The 21,282-nt window shown below is 38.3% G+C and carries 19 protein-coding genes, 1 pseudogene and 1 riboswitch; of the genes and pseudogenes, 8 read left to right on the top strand and 12 right to left on the bottom strand.

The window, feature by feature from the left end; genetic code table 11:
- Nucleotides 1–38: 38 nt before the first annotated feature.
- Entirely contained in the window at nt 39–365 is a 327-nt protein-coding gene (locus WBF63_RS10700; RefSeq protein WP_424369717.1) for a DUF4286 family protein, read from the top strand.
- A 16-nt stretch (nt 366–381) separates the two neighbouring features.
- On the opposite strand, the gene WBF63_RS10695 is transcribed toward WBF63_RS10700, so the two are convergent.
- The 4 genes from WBF63_RS10695 to WBF63_RS10680 all read right to left on the bottom strand — a co-directional run bounded on the left by WBF63_RS10695 (nt 382) and on the right by WBF63_RS10680 (nt 5,048).
- Entirely contained in the window at nt 382–2,250 is a 1,869-nt protein-coding gene (locus WBF63_RS10695) for a tetratricopeptide repeat-containing sensor histidine kinase (RefSeq protein WP_424369716.1), read from the bottom strand.
- A 14-nt stretch (nt 2,251–2,264) separates the two neighbouring features.
- Nucleotides 2,265–2,888 (bottom strand): LuxR C-terminal-related transcriptional regulator, encoded by a 624-nt coding sequence (locus tag WBF63_RS10690; RefSeq protein WP_424369715.1) that lies wholly within the window; start codon nt 2,886–2,888, stop codon nt 2,265–2,267.
- Nucleotides 2,889–2,953: 65 nt separating this feature from the next.
- On the bottom strand, nt 2,954–3,673 hold the full coding sequence (locus tag WBF63_RS10685) for a hypothetical protein (RefSeq protein WP_424369714.1): 720 nt from the start codon (nt 3,671–3,673) through the stop codon (nt 2,954–2,956).
- A 133-nt stretch (nt 3,674–3,806) separates the two neighbouring features.
- Nucleotides 3,807–5,048: a hypothetical protein gene (locus tag WBF63_RS10680; RefSeq protein WP_424369713.1), complete on the bottom strand. Its 1,242-nt coding sequence runs from the start codon at nt 5,046–5,048 to the stop codon at nt 3,807–3,809.
- Nucleotides 5,049–5,235: 187 nt separating this feature from the next.
- Between WBF63_RS10680 and WBF63_RS10675 the strand changes: the two genes are divergently transcribed.
- On the top strand, nt 5,236–5,499 hold the full coding sequence (locus WBF63_RS10675) for a DUF4286 family protein (RefSeq protein WP_424369712.1): 264 nt from the start codon (nt 5,236–5,238) through the stop codon (nt 5,497–5,499).
- Here the strand turns inward: WBF63_RS10675 and WBF63_RS10670 are convergent.
- Together WBF63_RS10670 and WBF63_RS10665 are read right to left on the bottom strand one after the other, a co-directional pair.
- Nucleotides 5,481–6,134, bottom strand: a complete 654-nt coding sequence (locus WBF63_RS10670; RefSeq protein WP_424369711.1) for an outer membrane beta-barrel protein — start codon at nt 6,132–6,134, stop codon at nt 5,481–5,483. The two genes, WBF63_RS10675 and WBF63_RS10670, sit on opposite strands and share 19 nt — an antisense overlap.
- A 61-nt stretch (nt 6,135–6,195) precedes the next feature.
- The gene (locus tag WBF63_RS10665; protein ID WP_424369710.1) at nt 6,196–7,068 is read right to left on the bottom strand and encodes a nucleoside phosphorylase; all 873 of its coding nucleotides are present in this window, start codon (nt 7,066–7,068) and stop codon (nt 6,196–6,198) included.
- 117 nt (nt 7,069–7,185) lie between these two features.
- On the opposite strand from WBF63_RS10665, the gene WBF63_RS10660 reads away from it, so the two are divergent.
- Nucleotides 7,186–8,004: a ZIP family metal transporter gene (locus WBF63_RS10660; RefSeq protein ID WP_424369709.1), complete on the top strand. Its 819-nt coding sequence runs from the start codon at nt 7,186–7,188 to the stop codon at nt 8,002–8,004.
- Nucleotides 8,005–8,054: 50 nt separating this feature from the next.
- Here the strand turns inward: WBF63_RS10660 and WBF63_RS10655 are convergent, their stop codons facing one another.
- From WBF63_RS10655 to WBF63_RS10635, 5 genes are all read right to left on the bottom strand, one after another.
- A complete protein-coding gene (locus tag WBF63_RS10655) occupies nt 8,055–8,444 on the bottom strand; it encodes a VOC family protein (protein ID WP_424369708.1) in 390 nt (129 codons plus the stop codon).
- Nucleotides 8,445–8,522: 78 nt separating this feature from the next.
- Nucleotides 8,523–9,023 carry a tetratricopeptide repeat protein gene (locus WBF63_RS10650; RefSeq protein ID WP_424369707.1) on the bottom strand — a complete coding sequence of 167 codons (501 nt, stop codon included), beginning with the start codon at nt 9,021–9,023 and terminating at the stop codon, nt 8,523–8,525.
- An 11-nt stretch (nt 9,024–9,034) separates the two neighbouring features.
- Nucleotides 9,035–9,727 carry a peptide chain release factor H gene (gene prfH, locus WBF63_RS10645; RefSeq protein ID WP_424369706.1) on the bottom strand — a complete coding sequence of 231 codons (693 nt, stop codon included), beginning with the start codon at nt 9,725–9,727 and terminating at the stop codon, nt 9,035–9,037.
- Between the two features lie 15 nt (nt 9,728–9,742).
- Nucleotides 9,743–11,134, bottom strand: coding sequence for an RtcB family protein (locus tag WBF63_RS10640; protein ID WP_424369705.1), 1,392 nt, complete (start codon nt 11,132–11,134; stop codon nt 9,743–9,745).
- Nucleotides 11,135–11,482: 348 nt separating this feature from the next.
- Complete coding sequence (locus WBF63_RS10635) at nt 11,483–12,349, bottom strand: DUF808 domain-containing protein (RefSeq protein ID WP_424369704.1); 867 nt, start codon at nt 12,347–12,349, stop codon at nt 11,483–11,485.
- A 334-nt stretch (nt 12,350–12,683) separates the two neighbouring features.
- Nucleotides 12,684–12,785, top strand: a riboswitch (SAM riboswitch).
- Nucleotides 12,786–12,881: 96 nt separating this feature from the next.
- On the opposite strand from WBF63_RS10635, the gene WBF63_RS10630 reads away from it, so the two are divergent.
- From WBF63_RS10630 to WBF63_RS10610, 5 genes and pseudogenes are all read left to right on the top strand, one after another.
- Nucleotides 12,882–13,883, top strand: coding sequence for a homocysteine S-methyltransferase family protein (locus WBF63_RS10630; protein WP_424369703.1), 1,002 nt, complete (start codon nt 12,882–12,884; stop codon nt 13,881–13,883).
- A gap of 59 nt (nt 13,884–13,942) precedes the next feature.
- Nucleotides 13,943–16,612, top strand: a pseudogene (gene metH / locus WBF63_RS10625) (methionine synthase); the annotation flags it as partial.
- A 111-nt stretch (nt 16,613–16,723) separates the two neighbouring features.
- Entirely contained in the window at nt 16,724–17,983 is a 1,260-nt protein-coding gene (locus tag WBF63_RS10620) for a pyridoxal phosphate-dependent aminotransferase (protein WP_424369702.1), read from the top strand.
- A gap of 53 nt (nt 17,984–18,036) precedes the next feature.
- On the top strand, nt 18,037–18,999 hold the full coding sequence (gene metF / locus WBF63_RS10615; RefSeq protein WP_424369701.1) for a methylenetetrahydrofolate reductase [NAD(P)H]: 963 nt from the start codon (nt 18,037–18,039) through the stop codon (nt 18,997–18,999).
- Between the two features lie 92 nt (nt 19,000–19,091).
- Nucleotides 19,092–19,718 carry a DUF4476 domain-containing protein gene (locus tag WBF63_RS10610; protein ID WP_424369700.1) on the top strand — a complete coding sequence of 209 codons (627 nt, stop codon included), beginning with the start codon at nt 19,092–19,094 and terminating at the stop codon, nt 19,716–19,718.
- 60 nt (nt 19,719–19,778) lie between these two features.
- On the opposite strand, the gene WBF63_RS10605 is transcribed toward WBF63_RS10610, so the two are convergent.
- Nucleotides 19,779–21,143 carry a hypothetical protein gene (locus tag WBF63_RS10605; RefSeq protein ID WP_424369699.1) on the bottom strand — a complete coding sequence of 455 codons (1,365 nt, stop codon included), beginning with the start codon at nt 21,141–21,143 and terminating at the stop codon, nt 19,779–19,781.
- Between the last annotated feature and the right edge of the window lie 139 nt (nt 21,144–21,282).

The following is a 21,282-nucleotide window of genomic DNA, read 5'->3' as shown; positions in this document are numbered from 1 at the left end:
TCAAATTAAACCCTATATTCGCTTAAGAATTTTTGATTATGATAATTTACAGCGTGACGATCAACATTGATGAAACAGTGGAAACGGAATGGGTGCAATGGATGAAAAAAATCCATATTCCCGATGTGATGAATACTGGTAAATTTATCTCATGCAGGTTTTCCAAACTGACTTCTCACAAAGAGGAGGGAAGCGCGAATTATTCGGCTCAATACACTTGTCATTCCCGTCATGATTTGGAAGATTATCAGAAAAATTTCGCACAACAGCTTCAGCAAAAATCCTTGGAGAAATTTGCCGATAAAATGCATTCTTTCCGTACCGAACTAGAAGTCATTGAAGATTTTTATTCGGTTTTGAGCTGAACAATCAATTGAAAGATCAAACCGTCACCGCTACTTTTGCTTGAGTGCCTCCGGATTTTCTTTTTGTAATTTCAAAATTACCGCCAATTGATTTTAAACGCTGGGAAATACTGTATAGACCTTGATTTCCAGCTTCTTCAGAGTCTTCATAACCAATGCCATCATCTGTTATTTCAATCTGTAAACCATTTGAATTATTACTAAACTTGATTTCTGCATTTGCTGCTTCAGAATGTTTGATGATATTGTTTACCAATTCTTGAATCACCCTAAATATCATCAGTTGTAATTGTTGCGAAAGTTTGTGTGTATTTTCATGGTTATCCGTTACCGATATTTTGATAAGTTTGGTTTCGTTTATTTCTGAAACAAAGTGTTCGGTTGCCTTTACTAAACCATCTTGTTCCAATACGGTTGGGAGCAGGTTGTGTGCGATATGTCGAGTGTCGGCATGTGATCTTTCTAATATTCGTTGGACTTTTGCCAGTTGTTCCATTCTTTTTTCCTGCGGAAGATGGGGGATGGATTCCAAACTCATTTTGGCTGCGCCAATCATGGCGGCAACGCCGTCGTGCAATTCGTGAGAAATCCTTTTTCTTTCTCGTTCTTCGCCCAAAATAAAGGAATTCAGAATGGCATTTTCTTTGTCCTTTTGCAATTGTTTGAGTCTTGATTCTTGTTTCTTTTTGTTATAGAAGATTGCTCCGCCCAAAATTGAAATCAACAAAGCTCCACCCAAAATCGCCAAAAGTAAATTGGATTGTTGCTTTTGGATTTTAAATTCTTGTTGTACAATCTGCTTTTCTTTCTTTTCGGTTTCGTATTTGGTATTGATTTCATTGATTTCTCTTGCATTTTCAGCTGATGAAATAGAATCTTTGAAGGTTGCATAGGTGTGATAAAAATCGGCGGCTTTCTCTTTCAATCCCGAGTTGTAATAAATAGATGCGGCCGTAAGAGATGCCTTTGTTAAAATACTGTTGTCACCAACTTCTTTTGCAAAATTTATAGCCTGTTCTGCGTATTTCAAAGCTTCTTTATTTGAGCCGGTTTTGTATAAAAGATCAGCATATGTATAATGAGTCGATGTCAGATGGATTTTATTTTCGAGTTCAACGGCGTATTCTACAGCTTTTTTAGCATATTTCAATGATTTATTGAGATCTTTCTCGATTAAGGACAATGTTAGAAACGACAGTGTTTTTGCCTCCAAATCATTGGAGATATCGGACAAATCCAAGGCTTTCTCGGACCATTTAATGGCATTTATTGTATCATTTAAATTATAATACCCGAGACCAAGATTGCTAGCAGCAGTCGCTATAAACTTCTCATCGTTATGCTCATCCAGTAGGTTATAAGACTTTAATAAATACTCAATCTGTTTATCATAATTTTCAGTCGAGCTAAGTAAGGTACCTATATTGACATATAAATATCCCAAATGTACTGGATTCCCTCCGTCTTCCAGAATGGCCGCAACCTTAAGGTAATATTTGATAGCGCTATCCAAATCATCTTTATGGTAATAAGCGTTGGCCAGAAGATTGTAGGCATCTAAATCACTTCGCTGTTTTTCGATTGGATGCGGATTTTCAATAGCCAATTGACTGTACAGCATGGTAGAGTCCATCTCCTGAAGATTCCAGAAATAGAAGGCTTTATTTGCATACAAATAGTCTAAAAAAGCAACATTTTCTCGCTTCCCTTTTTCAATAATCTCATTTATTATCTCCACACAATCTTGCTCTTTATTTTCAATACAGACACTTAACTTATTGAATAGCGCCATAAACTCAGGACCAACATTAATATCTGTATCACGGTTCTGCGCATTTGCAAGAATGGATAGCAGAAAAAAGGTAATGAACAATAGTATTCTCATAATTAATGTATTTTTTAAATGTTAACCAATCCCTGCATAATGGCTTTTTTGACCATTCCGGCAATGTTTTTTACATCGAGTTTCTGCATAATGTTGGAACGGTGCGTTTCTATGGTTTTTTCTGATAAGAATAGTTCTTCTGCGATTTCTTTGGTGGTTTTTTCTTGTACGATTAATTGCAAGATTTCTTTTTCCCTTTCGGTGAGTTCTATTTTTTTTCTTGAAGCGTTCATTTCAAAAAATGCTTGTTGGGTTTTGGGACTGAAATATTGCCCGTCATTTGTCACAACTTTGAGTGCTTTTTCTATTTCTTCCCGACTGTCAATCTTTAATAAATAACCGTCAAAACCTGCGTTAATGGAAGATTTGATCGTTACGGAATCCGCATGACTGGTTAAGGCAATGATTTTCATTTCGGGTGCTATCTGCTTAATTTCTCCGATTATTTTTCTTCCATCGTGTTTACCGAAATGAATATCAAGTAACAAAATATCATAACTTTCTTCTTTTAGAATTTCTTTTAATTCTATGTAATTCAATACACTTTCAGTTTTTTCTACAAATTCAAATGTGGATAAAAGCACCTCTAATCCATCTAAAACCAAAAAATGATCGTCTGCGAGTAAGATCTTCATCATAACTATTTTAATTCTATAGATGATGAATTTAGTGGATTTTTATCAGGTAACTGAGCTTTTTACAATTAATCTCTACATTTTTCCAAAACTTCACGAGCAAAATTAACAGCATCATTAAGAGATGTTTCAGGAGATTCGCTGGTTTTATTTAGAATTGTAAACCTGGCATTCCCAGTTAGCACAACCAGTTCTATGCCGTAATCTGTCCATTTTTGATAGGCGCGATCGCCCAAATTATCAACGGCTTTGTATTCGAATTTCATCCGGCTTTCCAAGATTTTTTTGGCTTGAGCAAGCTCTTTGGGTTTTTCACCGAGTTCCTTTTCGAAATTTGCCAATAATTCTTCGTATTCAGTTTGGGATAATTTTTTATATCCTCTGTCAAATAAATCCACAGCCGTTTCCTGTTTATGAGTTGACAAATCTTCATCTGTATAAAAATCCAGCATCTTTATCGTAACCTGATTCATATCGGGACGTTTGAAAGTTGCGCCGGTTACTTTGGACACAATTTCCTTATCGGGTCGGTCGCTTTTCCAACTATAAACACAAGAGCCATATTTGCCTTTTGTGGTCGAAATTTCTTGTTTGAACGAGGATTCATCGATATTTACATATTTCTCGAGATCGGCTTTGGTCAGTAAAGTTTCGTATTTATAGTTTTTGGACTCCAGACATGAACTAATGGAATTGGACGTCATTTTGAGTTCAGTTTCGGTAGAATTTGAACTGGAACAAGCCATAATAATATGGGACATAACTAAAAGATATATTGCTTTTTTCATAATATTATTTTAAAAATACTGGACGTTTTATTGGAGCTGAACATTTAATTTCTAGCTCAGATATTTGAAAAATAGCAGGAGTATGCTGTTAGGCACTACTCCTGCATAATTTAAGTATGAAAGTCGTAAAGTCTTAAGGAATTGTAATTTCATTTCCACTAAAATCTGAGAACATTTTGGGTGTGTTGACCAAAATAAGATTGTCGTAACTGAAATTGATGCTGCTAGCACTTTGCACACTTACTGCGTATTCAAAACAATCAATGAAATTCACATCGTGCATTTTTAGAAATAAATCATTGCTTCCCAAAAGTATAGCCCCGTTTGGATATCCATTTGTTTTTCCTGCATTGGCAATGTTTAAAAACCCAATTTCATTTAGCGGATTAGTAGTGTAATCAATCTGAATGCCTTCCCAATATCCCGGTACGTCTTCTTTTCCTTTAATAGTAATAGGTTCGTTCGCTGTTCCTACCATCACTACTTCATGGTCATAATGAAAAGCATTTTGAAATCTGATTTTGCTTCCGGCTTCCATCAATAATGTTGCACCCGGTTTAAATGTAAATTTGCGACTCATTTCATTGTCGGGCTTGAATCCGGCAGAAAGAAACGGAACATCGGTTTTATGAAAGGTAACATCTTGATGAGTATCGGTCTGAGTCAATTTTATATAATCGTTTACGTTGCCTGTGTAGGTACTGGTTCCATCGATGGTATTGATGTGATTTACAGAGGTTTGAATTGGAATGTCATTGCCGGTAAAGGTACTGTTGGAAAGCGTTAGCTTCCCTGCATTGAGTGTCGTGCCTACCCAATGCAGTCCAATGAGATGTCCTTCCTGAACGGTACAATGATCCATTTTCATAACACCTCCGGCGGCTCCAATTACAGAGCCTTGAAGTGCCCAGCCCCCGCGGCCTCCTTGTCCGGCATATTCCACAGTTACATAATTCATTTGGTTCGCAGGATTATCGCTGGAAATCTGGATGCCTCTCCAAGATCCTTTATCCTGTTGCGTTCCGGTGAGAATAATTGGATTTTCGGCAGTTCCGTTCATTTGTATTTTACCATTTGCTTCTTTGCCCAAAATCAATCCGGCATTACTTTCAAATGCTATCACAACGCCTGCATCTATAATGAGATCTCCGTTAATCTTTGGGTCACAGTTTATAATGAAATCTACAGGTGCATTTGGGTCATCGGTTAGATGGATGTTGAAATTTTCATTGAAATAACCACAATCCAAAATAATGGGTGGAATTACTTCCACAATTGGTTCATCTGGCGCATCATCGTCACTGTTACACGAGATAAATGCAAATGCAGCAAAAGCAGAAATAGCAAATCTGTTTATGGGTTTAAAAATTTTCATTGTTTTATTTTTTTAGGGTTATACTTATTTTGAGTTAAAGTTTTATAATCATTGAACAAAATTAGGCGGACTGACGACAGCATGTTTCGGGACAATTACTGAAATTTAGACTAGGGGTTTTCCCTGAAGTCCATCGTAGAATTAAAACTTTTTAAGTAAACTTGAACGGCAAAAACTGAGAAATGGGATGAAAAAAATCCATATTCCTGAAGTGATGAACACCGGAAAATTTATTTCCTGCAGGTTTTCAAAACTGACTTCTCACAAAGAGGAGGGAGGCGCCAATTATTCGGCTCAATACACTTGTCATTCGCGCCATGATCTGGAGGATTATCAGAAAAATTTCGCACAACAACTTCAACAAAAGTCAATAGAGAAATTTGCCGATAAAATGCATGCTTTCCACACCGAACTGGGAGTTATTGAGGATTTTTATTCGGTTTTGAGCTGATTTTTAAAGTTGATAAAATATTTTATCCCTAAATTAAATCCGATTCCCTGGTTTTGATATTTTCCTGCTGAAGTGTTGAACCGATAAACTGCCGGGTCTGTGTACATTTCCAAAAATAATTTGAAATTTTTGGCGAAAATATATTCCACACCCATATCAAACAAAAAATTATATTCGGAAGATCTCATTTCAAGATCAGCTTCTAAATTATTAAAAGCTTCTGTTTGAGGTGTCAAACTATTGTATCCGTGGTTGGTGTCCAGACTTGTATAACCCAAACCAATGTCTGCATACATTCTGAATTGATTGCCGATATTTCCACCATACCCAATCAACAAACCCATCATATTTGTATTATAACGGAAATCGGCATCCGAATTTCTTTCGCTTTTTGATCCTTTGTCAATGTTGGAATAAAGTGCGGAAATTTTGGCTCCCGCATCATTTTTGAAATAATAACTCAAAATTACTCCCTTGTTTAGATCCCAAACCGGGTCACCAATTACTGCCTTGCCTTCCGAAATTTTGGTATTTGTAATGTTGTGAAAAGAATATCCTCCAAAAACGCCTACTTCTAATTGTTGTGCAAAACAAAAGCCGGTAAGAAGAATAAATAGGAGAGTGATTTTTTTCATGGGTTAAATTTTCCCCAAATATCAAAAAATTAAAATAGGATATTTTATGAAAATTATCATATTACTTTGAAAGCCTTTCCAAAGCAAACTGTATCATCTTATCAATACTTTTGTAAGAGTCTTTACTGAATTCGCCCAAAGCCCGATTGGCAACCACACAATTCAGCGAAAGTGCTTCGTGTCCCATCATGGCCGATAGTCCATAAATTCCCGAAGTTTCCATTTCGAAATTCGTAATGCGATGACCTTTGAACTCAAACGCAGCTAACTTTTCGTTGATATCAAACGGATTTGGCCGTAAACGTAAAAACCTTCCTTGCGGTCCATAAAAACCATTGGCCGTCGCCGTAATCCCAGATTTGGTTTCGTCCGAGGAAAGCTGTTCCATCAATTCTGTGGAACCTTTGACAATATAAGGAACGGCCTTAGAATCGTCCCAATCCGTTTGTTCATAAAAAGCTTCTTCCATATCTAAATCACGCACCATCAACGAATCTTCATAAAAATGTAGTAAACCGTCAAACCCCAAACCATGAGAACTCAATACATAGGAATCCACCGGAATATCGGCATGCAAAGCCCCCGAAGTTCCCAAACGAACGAATTGTAACGCTCGGAAATCTTCCTTGATTTCACCGGTTTTCAAATCGATATTAGCCAAAGCATCCAATTCACTGAAAACGATGTCGATATTATCCGTTCCCATTCCGGTCGAAATCACCGTAATTCGTTTGCCGTTCAGACTTCCTGTATGAGTTACGATTTCTCGCTTTTGGGTTTTGAATTCGATTTCATCAAAATATTGGGAAACTTTTTCTACACGATCAGGATCACCTACCGTTATGACCAAATCGGCTAATTGCTCAGGTAAAATATTGCAGTGATAAACACTTCCGTCCGGATTTAAAACCAATTCCGATGCTGCTTTGCTCATGATATTCTATCTTTTTTCCAAAGCTAATTAATCCGATTCATATATCAGAATAAAATTCGCTCAAAAATAATTGTTAGTCTAAGCTAACAATTTTGTAGATTTGCATAAATTTAATGAATGTTCCAAAACTTAGTTGAATATTTTGAAAGCATTTCCCCTGTATTGGCCGCTTTGTGTGCAACTTTATTTACATGGGGATTGACCGCTTTGGGTGCTTCTTTTGTTTTCCTATTCAAAACGATGAATCGCGTAGTACTTGACGGAATGCTCGGCTTTACCGGTGGTGTGATGATTGCCGCGAGTTATTGGAGTTTGCTGGCGCCTGCCGTTGAAATGAGTACAGGCGAAGGCGTGATGAGAATTTTCCCGGTTGCTTTTGGATTTATTTTAGGAGCGCTTTTTCTTTTTGGGTTGGACAAACTTTTGCCACATTTACATATCAATTTCAAACAAGCGGAAGGTGTGAAAACGCCTTGGCAACGTACGACTTTACTCACTTTGGCGATTACATTGCACAATATTCCCGAAGGTCTGGCAGTCGGCGTTTTGTTTGGTGGTGTAGCTGCCGGAATTCCCGAAGCGACCATTGCTGGCGCTTTGACTTTGGCCATCGGAATTGGAATTCAGAATTTTCCCGAAGGAATTGCAGTCGCCATGCCGCTTCGCCGAATGGGACTTTCGCGCCGGAAAAGTTTTTTGTACGGACAAGCATCCGCTATCGTGGAACCGATTTTCGGCGTTTTGGGCGCTTTGGCAGTAACTTTTTTCACACCTATTCTACCATATGCATTGGCTTTTGCGGCGGCGGCGATGATTTATGTGGTGATTGAAGAAGTCGTTCCCGAAACCCAACAAAGCGGAAATACAGATATTGCAACTTTGGGTTTTGTCGCTGGATTTGTGGTAATGATGAGTTTGGATGTGCTTTTGGGGTAATAATTTTGAATAAATGAATTAGTGAAAGAAAGATTATTTTCATCACTCACTCATTCAACCTCGTACAATTCAATGGGCAATCCATCGGGATCGGAAAAGAAACTAAAACGTTTGCCGGTAAATTCATCTACTCGAATTTCTTCTACTGTAACTCCTTTTTGAATTAAACTTTCGATGCATTCCTCCAAATTATCCACTTCAAACGCCAAATGACGAAGTCCTCTGGCTTCAGGTTGGCTAATTCTTTTGGGTGGATTGGGAAAGGAAAACAATTCTATGATATAATTCCCATTCAATGCCAAATCCAATTTGTAGGAATTTCGTTCTTCTCTGAAAACTTCACGTATGATTTTCAATCCTAAAATTTCTGTATAAAACTGTTTCGAAACTTCATAATCCGAACAAATAATGGCGATGTGGTGAATTTTCTTGAGTCTCAATTTTTGATTTTTTGTATTCAAAATTAAGGAATTGGTGTAATAAAAAACCCAAAATATATTGGTTTCTGGGATTTTCTTTTACTTGGATTTTTTCTTCTTTTTCTTTTCTGTTTTGGAATCAATTCGTTTATGAAATTCCTCTAAAATCGAATTATTGCTATCGTGACAATTCATCGATTTGATTTCTTTTAGAATTTTTTTAGCCATTTTAAAATCGCGCAAGACTTCTTTTAACCAAACTTTTTTAAATAAAATTTTCACTTTATCCATTCCTTTCAAGGTCAAAGCAAACGAAATCAATTTTTCTGCTTCATCAAAATCTTCGTTTAGTATCAAGGTTTCGATGTAGTAGGGATAAATTTCCAATGCATGAAGATTGTAAGAAATAGCTTCCTCGAAATATTCTTTTGCCGTTTCATAATCCATTAATTGCTCGGCATAAATCCTTCCCAGCAAGCAAATTGCCATTGTGTTTTTTTCATTGTACGAAAGGGCATATTCCAGCGACTCCATTGTTGCCATTAATGAATATGGATAATTATCCAAAGCATTCAGTAAATGTTTATCGATAGTTTTCATTTTTTTTATTCTTACTCCAAATCTTTACCCAAATCCCGTTTCAGTTTTTGGCGTTCCGATTTGTAATTTTTTTCCTCTTTTTTTGGTTTTTTAAAATCCGAACCTTTAAATGTACGTGTCGGATTTCCTCTTTTAATTTCAGTCTGATTGTTCCATTCCGACTCCATTTGTTCCTGAATTCCTTTCAGGTTTTCTTCATTTAGTTTTGCAAGCAAACGTTCGGTTGCCAGTTTTTTGTTCTGATGTTGCGAACGACTGTCCATTGCCACCACAGCAATTCCGGTTGGTTTATGGATTGCCCGAACTGCCGTATTGACTTTGTTTACATTTTGTCCGCCCGAACCGGAACTTCGCATCGCCTGAAATTCAAAATCTTTTTCATTGTAAATCACCGGTTGAAAATCTTCCACTTCAAAAATTCCGATGAACCAATTTTTTCTTTTGTGTAATTTCCGAAACTGACTTTGTCCAATCCACTGAATTGTACCTTTCCAGGAATCCACAAATTCCTGTACGGTTTCGCCTTCCAAAATTACGCTTGCCGATAGAACCGTTCCGTTGTGATTGCCCGGTTCCCGATGAAGCACAACCGGATTTAATCCTTTTTGCTGTGCTTCATCAAGAAGAATTTTTAACACCTGAGCCACCACCCAAGTGCATTCTTCCGGACCTCTTCCGGCCGTTATCTGAAGTATCTTAGTCATTTTTCTAATTTTAATTTAACGATCCATTCGTACCACTTTGGGTAAGAAAGTTCCTAAAACACGCACCAGTTCCTGTTGGGAACTCATCACTTTTCGGATGTCTTTATAAGCCATCGGTGCTTCATCTACATTTCCACCGATCAGGGATACATTGTGCTGTTTCAAAACATTTTGAATATCCTTCCGAGTAAATTTCTGTTTACTTTTAGTTCTCGAATACAATCTTCCGGCGCCATGTGAAGCTGAATTCAGACTTTCTGCATTTCCCAATCCTTCTACGATGTATCCGGGCGCAACCATTGAACCGGGAATAATTCCCAAAACACCTTTGGCAGCCGGAGTTGCGCCTTTTCTGTGGACGATTACTTCGCGTCCGTTCCAGGTTTCTTTCCAAGCAAAATTATGATGGTTTTCAATATTGAAAACGGCTCTGTGTCCGAGTGCTTTCGCAATTCTACGGTGTATATCATCGTGACAGGCTTTCGCATATTCGCCCGCCAAATTCATTGCCCGCCAATATTCCTGACCGTCGTGCGTATCCAAATCTAGCCAAGCCAAATGTTGAACTTGTTTCGGAAGCGGTGTTTGCCGAGATGCCAATTGCGTATAATGTTTTGCAATATTGGCACCCAAACCGCGGGATCCGCTGTGTGATAAAACCGCCACGTATTTTCCCGGGTATAATTTCCATTCCGGACGAACTTCGTTCAGTTCCACTACGCCAAATTCTACAAAATGATTTCCGCCACCCGATGTTCCAAGCTGTGTATAAGCTTTGTCAAGTAAACCTTTCAGCAAAGGAATTTCTCGAAATTCAGATCGGCTGAAAATTTCATGATCTGCTTTTTCTTTATGAACTTCTTTCATTCCGAATTTGGTATGTTCACTCAGAATTTTTTCAAGTTTATCCGATTTTCCATTCAGAAATCCGGAAGGCAAATCGAAAACCGAAAGGCTCATTCGGCAGCCAATGTCCACGCCTACACCATAAGGAATAACCGCATTGTCCGTAGCAAGTACACCGCCGATCGGAAGTCCGTAACCATAATGCGCATCGGGCATCAAAGCGCCACCGACTGCAACCGGAAGTTTCAGCGCATCAAATAATTGAAATTTACTGGCTTCGTCGATTTCATTTTCACCGAATATAGCAAAAGGCGCTCTTGTGGCTGAAAGTTCGTGGCGTTTGACTTCCACAGGACGGATCAGACTTTCGGCTAATTTTCCCCAAACCCCATCCTGACTGTATTTTACAGGATTTAGAAGTACATCTTTGGCTTCGTTCAGAAGACTGGCTTTTTTGTCCTTTTTTCGGTATCGGCTGATTTGACCGAGGGCAATATTGATTGCATTTGTTTTCGGAAAGCCTAATTTAATCAGGTCTTTTCCGGATATTTTATTTCCCATTGTTTAATTTTTAAATGAATTTTTAGGATGACGAAATATTTTCTTGGTCATCGCTTTAATCAATCCGGGAAATTTTTTTTGAAATGCTTTTCAAGAAAAAAGCCCGGAGATTTTATTTCTTCGGGCTTTGCATATTTTGATGAATTTTAATCAATAAAAATTGAAAGCACGAAGAAAAGCTACACCGTATTGAGGTGTTTCGCTTAGCTGATTTTTAATTAATTCAAACATTTTTTCTTCGTTTTTTTGTTGTTAAACTTTCCTTTTGAGTTTGCAAATATCTAAAAAAAGAATTTAGAAAAACAAATTTAAATTTTAAATCATTTGTTTTTAGTCAGTTATGAAAAGTTAATTCCTGACAGCACTCAGAACTTTCTTTCCACCTGAAACCAAAAAGAAAGTCAAAAGCCCTGCAATCAATCCGAATGCAATTTCTTTTACGATGGACGGCAAACCAGGCAAAAGATGATGGAAATAATCAATCTGATGAACGAAAATTCCGCCAGAAACCAAAATCAAAGCGATGGTTCCGATAATCCCCAAGGCTTTGATTACAACTGGAAGTGCTTTTACCAAAAAACTTCCCAAAGCATTGAAAAATCCTTTTTCGCCCGATCTTTTGATGAGTTTATATCCTGCATCGTCCATCCGCACAATAAGTGCCACAATTCCATAAACCCCGATCGTTGCCAGAATAGCAACTACCGAAACCGTTAGGATTTGCGTTGCCAAAGGTGCTTCCAAAACCGTACTGAGTGCGATAATCACAATTTCGACCGACAAAATAAAGTCGGTCACAATGGCCGAACGGATTTTTGTTTTTTCGGCTTCGTGGTTGTCTTCGGTATTTTCATCAATGACTTCTTCGCCCTTTTTTTCACGATGTGTAAAATAATGGATGATTTTTTCTATCCCTTCGTAAGCCAAATAAAATCCACCGATAATCAGTGCAATTTTGGTGGCAACGGGAAGAAAAACATTGAGCAATAAAACAATGGGAACGATGATGAGTTTATTGACGAAAGAACCTTTTGTGATGGCCCAGAGAACCGGGATTTCGCGTGAAGAAAGAAATCCGGTTGCTTTTTCAGCATTTACAGCAAGGTCATCACCGAGAATTCCGGCTGTTTTTTTGGTTGCAATTTTACTCGCTACGGCTACATCGTCCATTAAGGCAGCGATATCGTCCAGAACTGCAAATATTCCTGAGGCCATTGGTTTTTATTTGATTGTAAAAGTAAGGGTTCGGGATTAATTTTGGAAGTTAGAATTTGGAAAAAAAAGAAATATTTTATTTAGCTTTTGATTGGTAGAACTCTTGGTTTTGTGAGTTTTGTAATTCGTAGGGTTTCATTACCTGCTGGAGTCTATTTTTTTGTTAGAAAAAATGGAAAATTCTTAAAACAGGAAGAAATTAAAAACTGACATAAAATAAATTTCAATCGAATCATTATAAGTAAAACGGGAAACCTAATTTTTCAAATTGAATTTTAATATAGTAGATAAATATTTTTTGTTTAATTCAAAATTTAATCAATACATTTGTTCTTCCTTATTGAGAAAGGTGGAGGGATTAGGCCCTGTGAAACCTTAGCAACCCGTTGAGTCGGGTGCTACATCCTATCTTGGCGAAGCCGGGAAAAGATAAGGGAAGAATTACTTCGCATATTTCTTTCATAAGGTAGATTGTATTTTTAATTGTTTGGAGATTCCAATTGGGAACTTTAAACCTTAAACATGAAACCAAATGACAGATTTAATTCAAATCATTCAAAACAGAATCCTCATTCTCGACGGCGCCATGGGTACCATGATTCAGCGCCATCAGCTTTCCGAAGAGAATTATAGAGGAGAGCGCTTCAAAGATTTTCATCAGTCGCTGAAAGGAAACAATGACCTGCTTTCCATCACTCAACCGGAAATCATCAAAGAAATCCATTTGGATTATCTGAAAGCCGGAGCCGATATCATCGAAACCAATACTTTTAACGCCAACCGGATTTCTATGATCGATTATGACATGGTCGATTTAGTGGACGAATTAAACGTTGCTTCCGCGAAATTAGCCTTGGAAGCTGCGGAAGAATTTACCAAACAAACTCCCGATAAACCCCGGTTTGTAGCAGGTTCCTTAGGCCCGACCAATCGTACAGCTTCGATTTCCCCCGATGTCAATGACCCGGCTTTTCGGAACATCGATTATGACGAATTGGTGGAAACCTATAAACAACAAACGACTTCTCTTTTGAAAACCGGCGTCCATGCGATTTTGGTCGAAACGATTTTCGATACTTTAAACGCAAAAGCTGCTTTTTTTGGAATAATGGAAGCGATGGACGAAACGGGAATTCAGGTTCCGCTGATGGCTTCCGGCACGATCACCGACAAAAGCGGCCGTACTTTATCGGGACAAACCACCGAAGCATTTCTGATTTCACTTTCGCATATTCCATTGTTGAGCATTGGTTTGAATTGCGCTTTGGGCGCAACCGATATGATTCCTTATGTCGAAATTTTATCGGAAAACGCACCTTTTTATGTAAGTATTTATCCGAATGCCGGATTGCCCAATGCTTTTGGCGGATATGATGAATCGCCTGAAATCATGTTGGAAAATCTCAAACCGATGATTGAAAACGGCTGGGTAAATATCATTGGCGGATGTTGCGGAACCACACCCGAGCACATCAAAGCCATTGCAGATTTTACAAAAGATTTTGAACCGAGAAAATTGCCGGAATTGGTATAAAAAGTTCTCGACTCCGCTCGAACTGACCCTACTTTTGTCACTTCGAGCCGAGAAGTAAATTAAAAAAAATGAATTTAAAACTAACACTCAGCGGACTTGAACCGCTCTACATACGAGACAATTCGAACTTCATCAACGTGGGCGAACGAACCAATGTGACGGGTTCCAAAAAGTTTCTCAACTTAATAAAAGCCAACGATTTTGAAGCGGCTTTGCAAATTGCCCGTGACCAAGTGGACGGAGGCGCCCAAATCATCGACATCAATATGGACGAAGGAATGCTCGATGGCAAAGAAGCGATGGTTCGTTTTCTTCGTTTGATTGCTGCTGAACCCGATATTTCAAAAGTTCCCATCATGATTGATTCTTCGAAATGGGAAATTCTGGAAGCCGGATTGAAAAATGTGCAGGGAAAAGCGATTGTGAATTCCATCAGTCTGAAAGAAGGCGAAGCGGAATTCATTCAACATGCCAAAAAAATCCGTCGATATGGGGCAGCAGCGATTGTTATGGCGTTTGACGAAGACGGTCAAGCCGATAATTTGGAACGAAGAATTGAAATCTGTAAACGTTCTTATGATATTTTGGTCAATCAAATTGGTTTTCCAAAAAATGATATCATTTTCGATGTCAATATTTTCCCTTTAGCAACCGGAATGGAAGAACATCGCCGAAATGCGCTCGATTTTTTTGAAGCCACCCAATGGATCAAAGAAAATCTGCCGGGAGCTTTGGTGAGCGGCGGTGTGAGCAATGCTTCTTTTTCGTTTCGTGGAAATAATCTCGTTCGCGAAGCCATTCATTCGGTGTTTTTGTACCATGGAATCCGCCATGGAATGGACATGGGAATCGTGAATCCGGAAATGCTGGAGATTTATGACAATATTCCCAAAGATTTGCTCGAATTGGTAGAGGATGTTGTATTGAATAAAAGAGAAGATGCCACTGAGCGTTTGATTGAATTTGCGGAAAATGTAAAAGGCGAAGCTAAATCCAAAAAGAAAGATGAGGAATGGCGAAATTTTTCTTTGGAAAAACGAATTGAACATTCACTTGTAAAAGGTATTACCGAATTCATTGAAGTGGATACAGCCGAAGCTTTGGCCAAAATCGAATCTCCCTTGAAAGTCATCGAAGGCCCTTTGATGGACGGAATGAATGTCGTCGGGGACTTGTTTGGAAGCGGTAAAATGTTTTTGCCGCAAGTGGTGAAATCGGCACGGGTAATGAAAAAAGCAGTGGCTTATCTCACGCCTTATTTGGAAGAAGAAAAACGAAAAAACAAGTCGGATAAAGAACCGGCAAAGGTGCTGATGGCTACGGTGAAAGGCGATGTCCACGACATAGGGAAAAACATCGTTTCTGTAGTTTTAAGTTGTAATGGGTTTGAAATCATAGATTTAGGCGTGATGGTTCCGGCCGAAAAAATTTTAGAAACAGCAATTGAAGAAAAAGTCGATTTGATTGGTTTGAGTGGACTGATTACGCCATCGCTCGACGAAATGGTGCATGTGGCCAAAGAAATGAAAAGACGCGAGATGAATTTGCCATTGTTGATTGGCGGTGCCACAACTTCCAAAGCGCATACGGCCGTCAAAATCGCCCCTGAATATAAATCGGCGATTCACATTTTGGATGCTTCGCGTTCGGTTCCGATTGCTTCGAAATTGGTAAGTGAAAATCAAAATGAATTATTGGTCGAAACGCATAAAGACTATGATAAAATTCGGGAAGGATTTTTGTCGAGATCGGTTAAAAAGGAATATCTAACGATTGAAGAAGCAAGAAAAAATAAATTTAAAATCGATTTCGAACAAAATAAACCGCAAAAACCCAATCAATTAGGTGTTTTTGTACATGAAGTAAGTGTTTCAGAATTAAGAAATTACATTGACTGGACGCCTTATTTCAAAACTTGGGAATTGCACGGAAAATTTCCTTATTTACTGGAAGATGAACTGATTGGAGCCGAAGCGAAAAAATTGTACGAGGAAACGCTAAAAATGTTGGAAAGGATTGAAAATGAAAACATTGCCAAACCCAAAGCGGTTTATGGATTGTTCAAAGCCAACACGGTAGAAGATGATACAATTGAGATTTATGATGAAAACGGTTTGAAAATCAATCAATTCATTTCGCTTCGCCAACAAACCAAAAAATCCAAAAACCTGCCGAACTTTTCATTGGCCGATTTTGTGGCTCCCAAAGAATCCGGAATAGGGGATTATGTGGGTTGTTTTGTAGTGACTTCCGGACAGGAAATTTCGGATTTTGCGAAAGAATTTGAGCAGAAAAACGATGATTATAATTCGATTATGGTCAAAGCTTTGGCTGACCGTCTGGCAGAGGCTTATGCAGAATTTCTTCACGAAAAAGTGCGGAAAGAATTCTGGGGTTACAGTGCCGATGAAAATTTGGACAATGAAGATTTGATCAAGGAAGCTTATAAAGGAATTCGTCCGGCACCGGGTTATCCGGCTTGCCCCGATCATTTGGAAAAATTAAAAATTTGGGAATTGCTGAAAGCCGATGAAAAAATAGGAGTGGAGCTGACGGAATCATTGGCGATGTATCCGGTTTCCTCGGTTTCGGGCTATTATTTCGGGAATCCGGAAGCAAAATATTTCGGAGTAGGAAAAATAAAAAGAGATCAATTGGAGGATTTTGCCAGAAGAAAAAATATGGATTTAGAGTTGGCAGAAAAATGGCTGTCGCCTAATTTAGCTTAATGTTCGAAATTCGAGTTGCGAAATCCGAAATTCGCCAGATAAAATTCATCAAAAAATAAATTAATCATAAAGAGCGAGCTTCGAACTTCGAACCTCGCAAAACGAAAAAATATGAAAACATCACAACTCTCTGAAAATCTGAAAGGATCGGCCATCATCAAATTGGCGGGTGAAGTAAAAGCTTTGCAAGCGCAAGGTGAAAAGATTTACAATCTCACCATTGGTGATTTCGATTCCAAAATTTTTCCTATTCCCGATGAATTGAAATCATTGATCGTGGAAGCTTATCAAAAGGATTTCACGAATTATCCGATGGGCAACGGCGAAGCCGTGCTTCGGAAATCGGTTTCGAATTATCTGAACGAAAACCTGGGACTGGAATATTCCGAAAACGAAATCCTCATTTCAGGTGGTGCAAGACCATTAATTTATGCGGTTTATCAGACCATTTTGGATTTGGATGATACGGTTTTTTATCCGACTCCGTCTTGGAACAATGATGCTTATACTTATCTGTCCCGAAATAAAGAAATTGTGATTGAAGCCCAACCGGACAATAAATTTATGCCGACGGCAGAAGAAATCAAACCTTACATTCAACAAGCCAATTTGATTGCGGTTTGTTCGCCTTTAAATCCGACGGGAACAACCTTTGAAAAAGCCGAATTGGAAAAGATATGCGATTTGATCGTTAAAGAAAATAAACGCAGAAACGAATTGGATGTCAAACCTTTGTATTTGTTGTATGATCAGATTTATTGGCAATTGACTTATGGAGAAACCCGACATTATAATCCGGTTTCATCAAATCCGGAAATGCGAGATTATACGATTTTCATCGATGGAATTTCCAAAGCATTTGCTTCGACCGGCGTACGTGTCGGATGGGCATTTGGGCCGGCCGATATCATCCACAAAATGAAAGACATTCTGGGACACATCGGCGCCTGGGCACCCAAACCAGAGCAGGTTGCAACGGCAAAATATCTCGAAAAATCGGATGAAGTCGAGAAATATTTAAAAAATATAAAATCGGAATTGTCTTATCGTCTGGACGAATTTTACAAAGGATTTTCCGAATTAAAATCGGAAGGATTTCCGGTGGATGTGATTGAGCCTGAAGCTGCGCTTTATCTGACCGTGAAATTTGATTTGATCGGAAAACAAAGGTCAGACGGAACTCTTTTGAATTCGGTTTCGGACATCACGGATTATCTGTTGAAAGAAGCAAAAGTAGCTTTGGTGCCGTTTAGTGCATTTGGAGCATCCAAAGATTCCACTTGGTACAGGTTATCGGTTGGAACGACTTCCAAGGACGATATTTCAGCGATTTTATTGGGTTTGAAAAAAGCATTGGAAACCCTTTCTTAAATTATTTAAAATTATAAATTTTAAATCCTACATCCAACAATAACAACACACAAATGAAAATAACTGAACACTACAAAAACGCTGAAAAAAACAAGAAACCTGCTTTTTCGGTGGAAATTCTTCCGCCGGTAAAAGGACAAAATATTCAGCATATTTTTGATACGCTCGATCCGCTGACTGAGTTCAATCCGGCGTTTATCGATGTGACTTACCACCGCGAAGAATTTGTCTATAAAAAACATCCGAATGGACTTCTGGAGCGGAAGAGCGTGCGGAAGAGACCCGGGACGGTTGCGATTTGTGCAGCGATTCAAAACCATTATAAAATCGATGCGGTTCCGCATATTATCTGTGGCGGATTTGATAAAGAAGATACCGAAAATGCTTTGATCGAATTGAATTTCCTGGAAATTGACAACCTTTTGGTTTTGCGTGGCGATCCTGTAAAATCTGAAAATACATTTGTTCCAGAGCCAAACGGACATCGCTTTGCTTCGGAATTGTTGGAGCAAATCGTGGATTTGAATCATGGAAAATATTTGGATGACGAACTGGAAAATTGCTGTACGACAAATTTCTGTATCGGTGTAGCTGGTTATCCGGAAAAGCATTTTGAAGCACCGAATTTGAACATCGATTTGAATTATTTAAAAAAGAAAGTTGATTTGGGAGCGGATTATATCATCACCCAAATGTTTTTTGACAACCAAAAATTCTTTGATTTTGTAGAAAAATGCCGGAAAATAGGAATCGCGGTTCCCATCATTCCCGGACTTAAACCCATCACAACAAAATCGCAAATTACTGCACTTCCCAAAACTTTTCATGTGGATTTGCCTGATGAATTGGCCGATGAATTGGTCAAAGCCAAAGACAATAAGGAAGTGAGAGAAATAGGGATAGAATGGACGATTAATCAGTCCAAAGAATTGGTCGAAAACGGAATTCCTTTGTTGCATTTCTACACGATGAGCAAATCGGATGTGGTGGTAAATGTTTTGAAAGGTGTTTTATAATGATGGTATTTTCTTGGATTTTGGGTTATAAGCCTTAAAATTAATTGGCATACCTATTGGTTAAGTCAAATTATAATTTTAAATCCTAAAATATGAAAACACATTTATTTTTTTTCGCAGCCTTTCTTTTACTGCCTTTGAGTGCTTTCGGATTTCATGGCAATGCCGGATTACAGATTGATTTTGATCACCGGAATCAATATCTGATTGAAGTAGGTTATGAGCAGTTTTTTTCACGTGGTAGCCTTACGCTTGAAAATCTTTCCGGAGGATTTTATCCCATCACAATTTCACGTGTGGAAGGTCGTAAGCATAGGGTTGTTTATGCCGGAGGTGTAAATCTTGCTCCGTCTTCCGTTACTTATGCGTCTTTTTACCGGGGCAATCTCATAATCAGGGAAGTAGTTCCTTTTTTTGAAGATAATTTTCAAGTGATGAATGATCGGGAATTCAACCATTTTATGAAGATTCTCGCAGATGAAAACTTTGATTCTTCTAAAGTAGAAATGCTTGAATTTCAATTGCCCTATCAATATTTCACAGCTGCACAAGTTGCAAATATTATGGACGAATTATCTTTTGAATCCAGTAAATTGAAATTTGCCAAATTAGCATTTGCTCAGACAGTTGATCCGCGGAATTATTATTTAGTCCGTAATAAACTGAATTTTAACAGCAGCAAGGAAGAACTGACGAGATTTATTTCGGGAACCAGATAATTAATTCTAAAAAAAGCTGTACCTCAATCAGATACAGCTTTATCTATTTGAAATTTTACTTTAAGGATTCGGGTCAACCGGATTCTGATAAGCGCCGGGAGTAGGATTGCTGATTCGGGAACTTCCCAAGATGTCAAAGGGAACCCATTCGGCATAAGTTGAACTTCCGGTACCTAAAACTTCTGAATCAATATCAAGTCTAAGGTCATTTTTGCCAAATCCGGGATCGATGAACATAGGGTCTTTGTCCGTAATATTTGAAGAATCAATCCCCGGTAATTCCATCGGAGAATCAATTCTGATGACATTTGATTTGAAATTATGATTGAAAGTTCCACCGATGTCGTCAAAATAAACTGCGTTCATTGCCCTTCCGTACATAATGCAATTATAGAAGTTAGCTTGCGTAAGCGGAGCTCCGTCATTGCTCAAAAATAAACTGTAATTGCTGCCGGCACCTTGACCTATGTTGTGGTAATTTCCAAAACTTGAATGAACAAATTCCACCGCTCCGCCTTCAATCGCAACGGCTGCTACATCACTGTTGTTTACGACCAGATTATGTCCGGTAATGTTTGAGTTTTTTCCGAATAATCCTACAAATTCATTGTTTAGAATTTGGGTATTATGAATATTTAGATTAGAGTTCTCAACTTCCAGACCAATATTGGCACCTTTGATAACAGCGTGGTCAATGAGCGAATTGCTACTGTTTTTCAAAAGAATTTTCCCCCAGGTATTGGGAAGAGAATCGGAACGTTCGTCCATACGGTCGGTTCGGAAAACGACTTTCTGATTTTGAGTTCCGGTGATATTTGCATTTCCATTGATGGTCAGTTCGGCGCTGTTATGGAAATAAACTTTTGTACCTGCGTCAATGTTCAGGTTGTCGGCTGTAACTTTCCCGAAAATCACACGCGAATATTCATTGTTCCAGTTCACATTTCCAAGGGGAAAGTTTTCGGACTGATCTGTATTGTAAAACATGGCTTTTTCAATATAGGATAGCAGTTTGACTTGTTTGGTTGCGCCTGTTGTTTCTACATTGATTTCATCTTCATAGAGTGGCATAACCGGCGCTTCGCCTGCCGCAATTTCGACAAAAATCAAAATACTGTCTTTTTTTCTGATTGGGACATTTTCAAATTCTGAACCGGGCATTCCGTCCACATTCAATTTAAAATATGACGCATTTCCGCGTGAAAGATAAATTCTCGGAATCTGAACATCTTTGTTTTCGTGGTTGTAAAGCGTTAGTTTATAAGTTTGTGAATTGGTATGATTGAAAATCGTGTCCAGGTTTACAGTGTCGGTTGAAAAGGAAAGACTATCCGAAGCAGGATCAAAATCAAAATCATCCCGACAAGAGGAAATTCCGATGATTAAAGCCATGATACTCAATACGATCAGGTTGCGGGTTTTCATAAAATGAAGATTAAATTGAAAACAAAACTAAATAAATCTGTGCAATGTACAAAGTAGAACGAATAATCTGTATTTTTATTGACTAATTTCAAACGGAGAAGAGAGGAAATATTTTTTCGAAATAATTTTTTGTTTTGTA

Origin of the sequence: Moheibacter sp. (assembly GCF_049672845.1) — a bacterium.
Taxonomy (GTDB): Bacteria; Bacteroidota; Bacteroidia; order Flavobacteriales; family Weeksellaceae; genus Moheibacter.
This window is presented reverse-complemented; position numbering and strand designations above follow the sequence as displayed.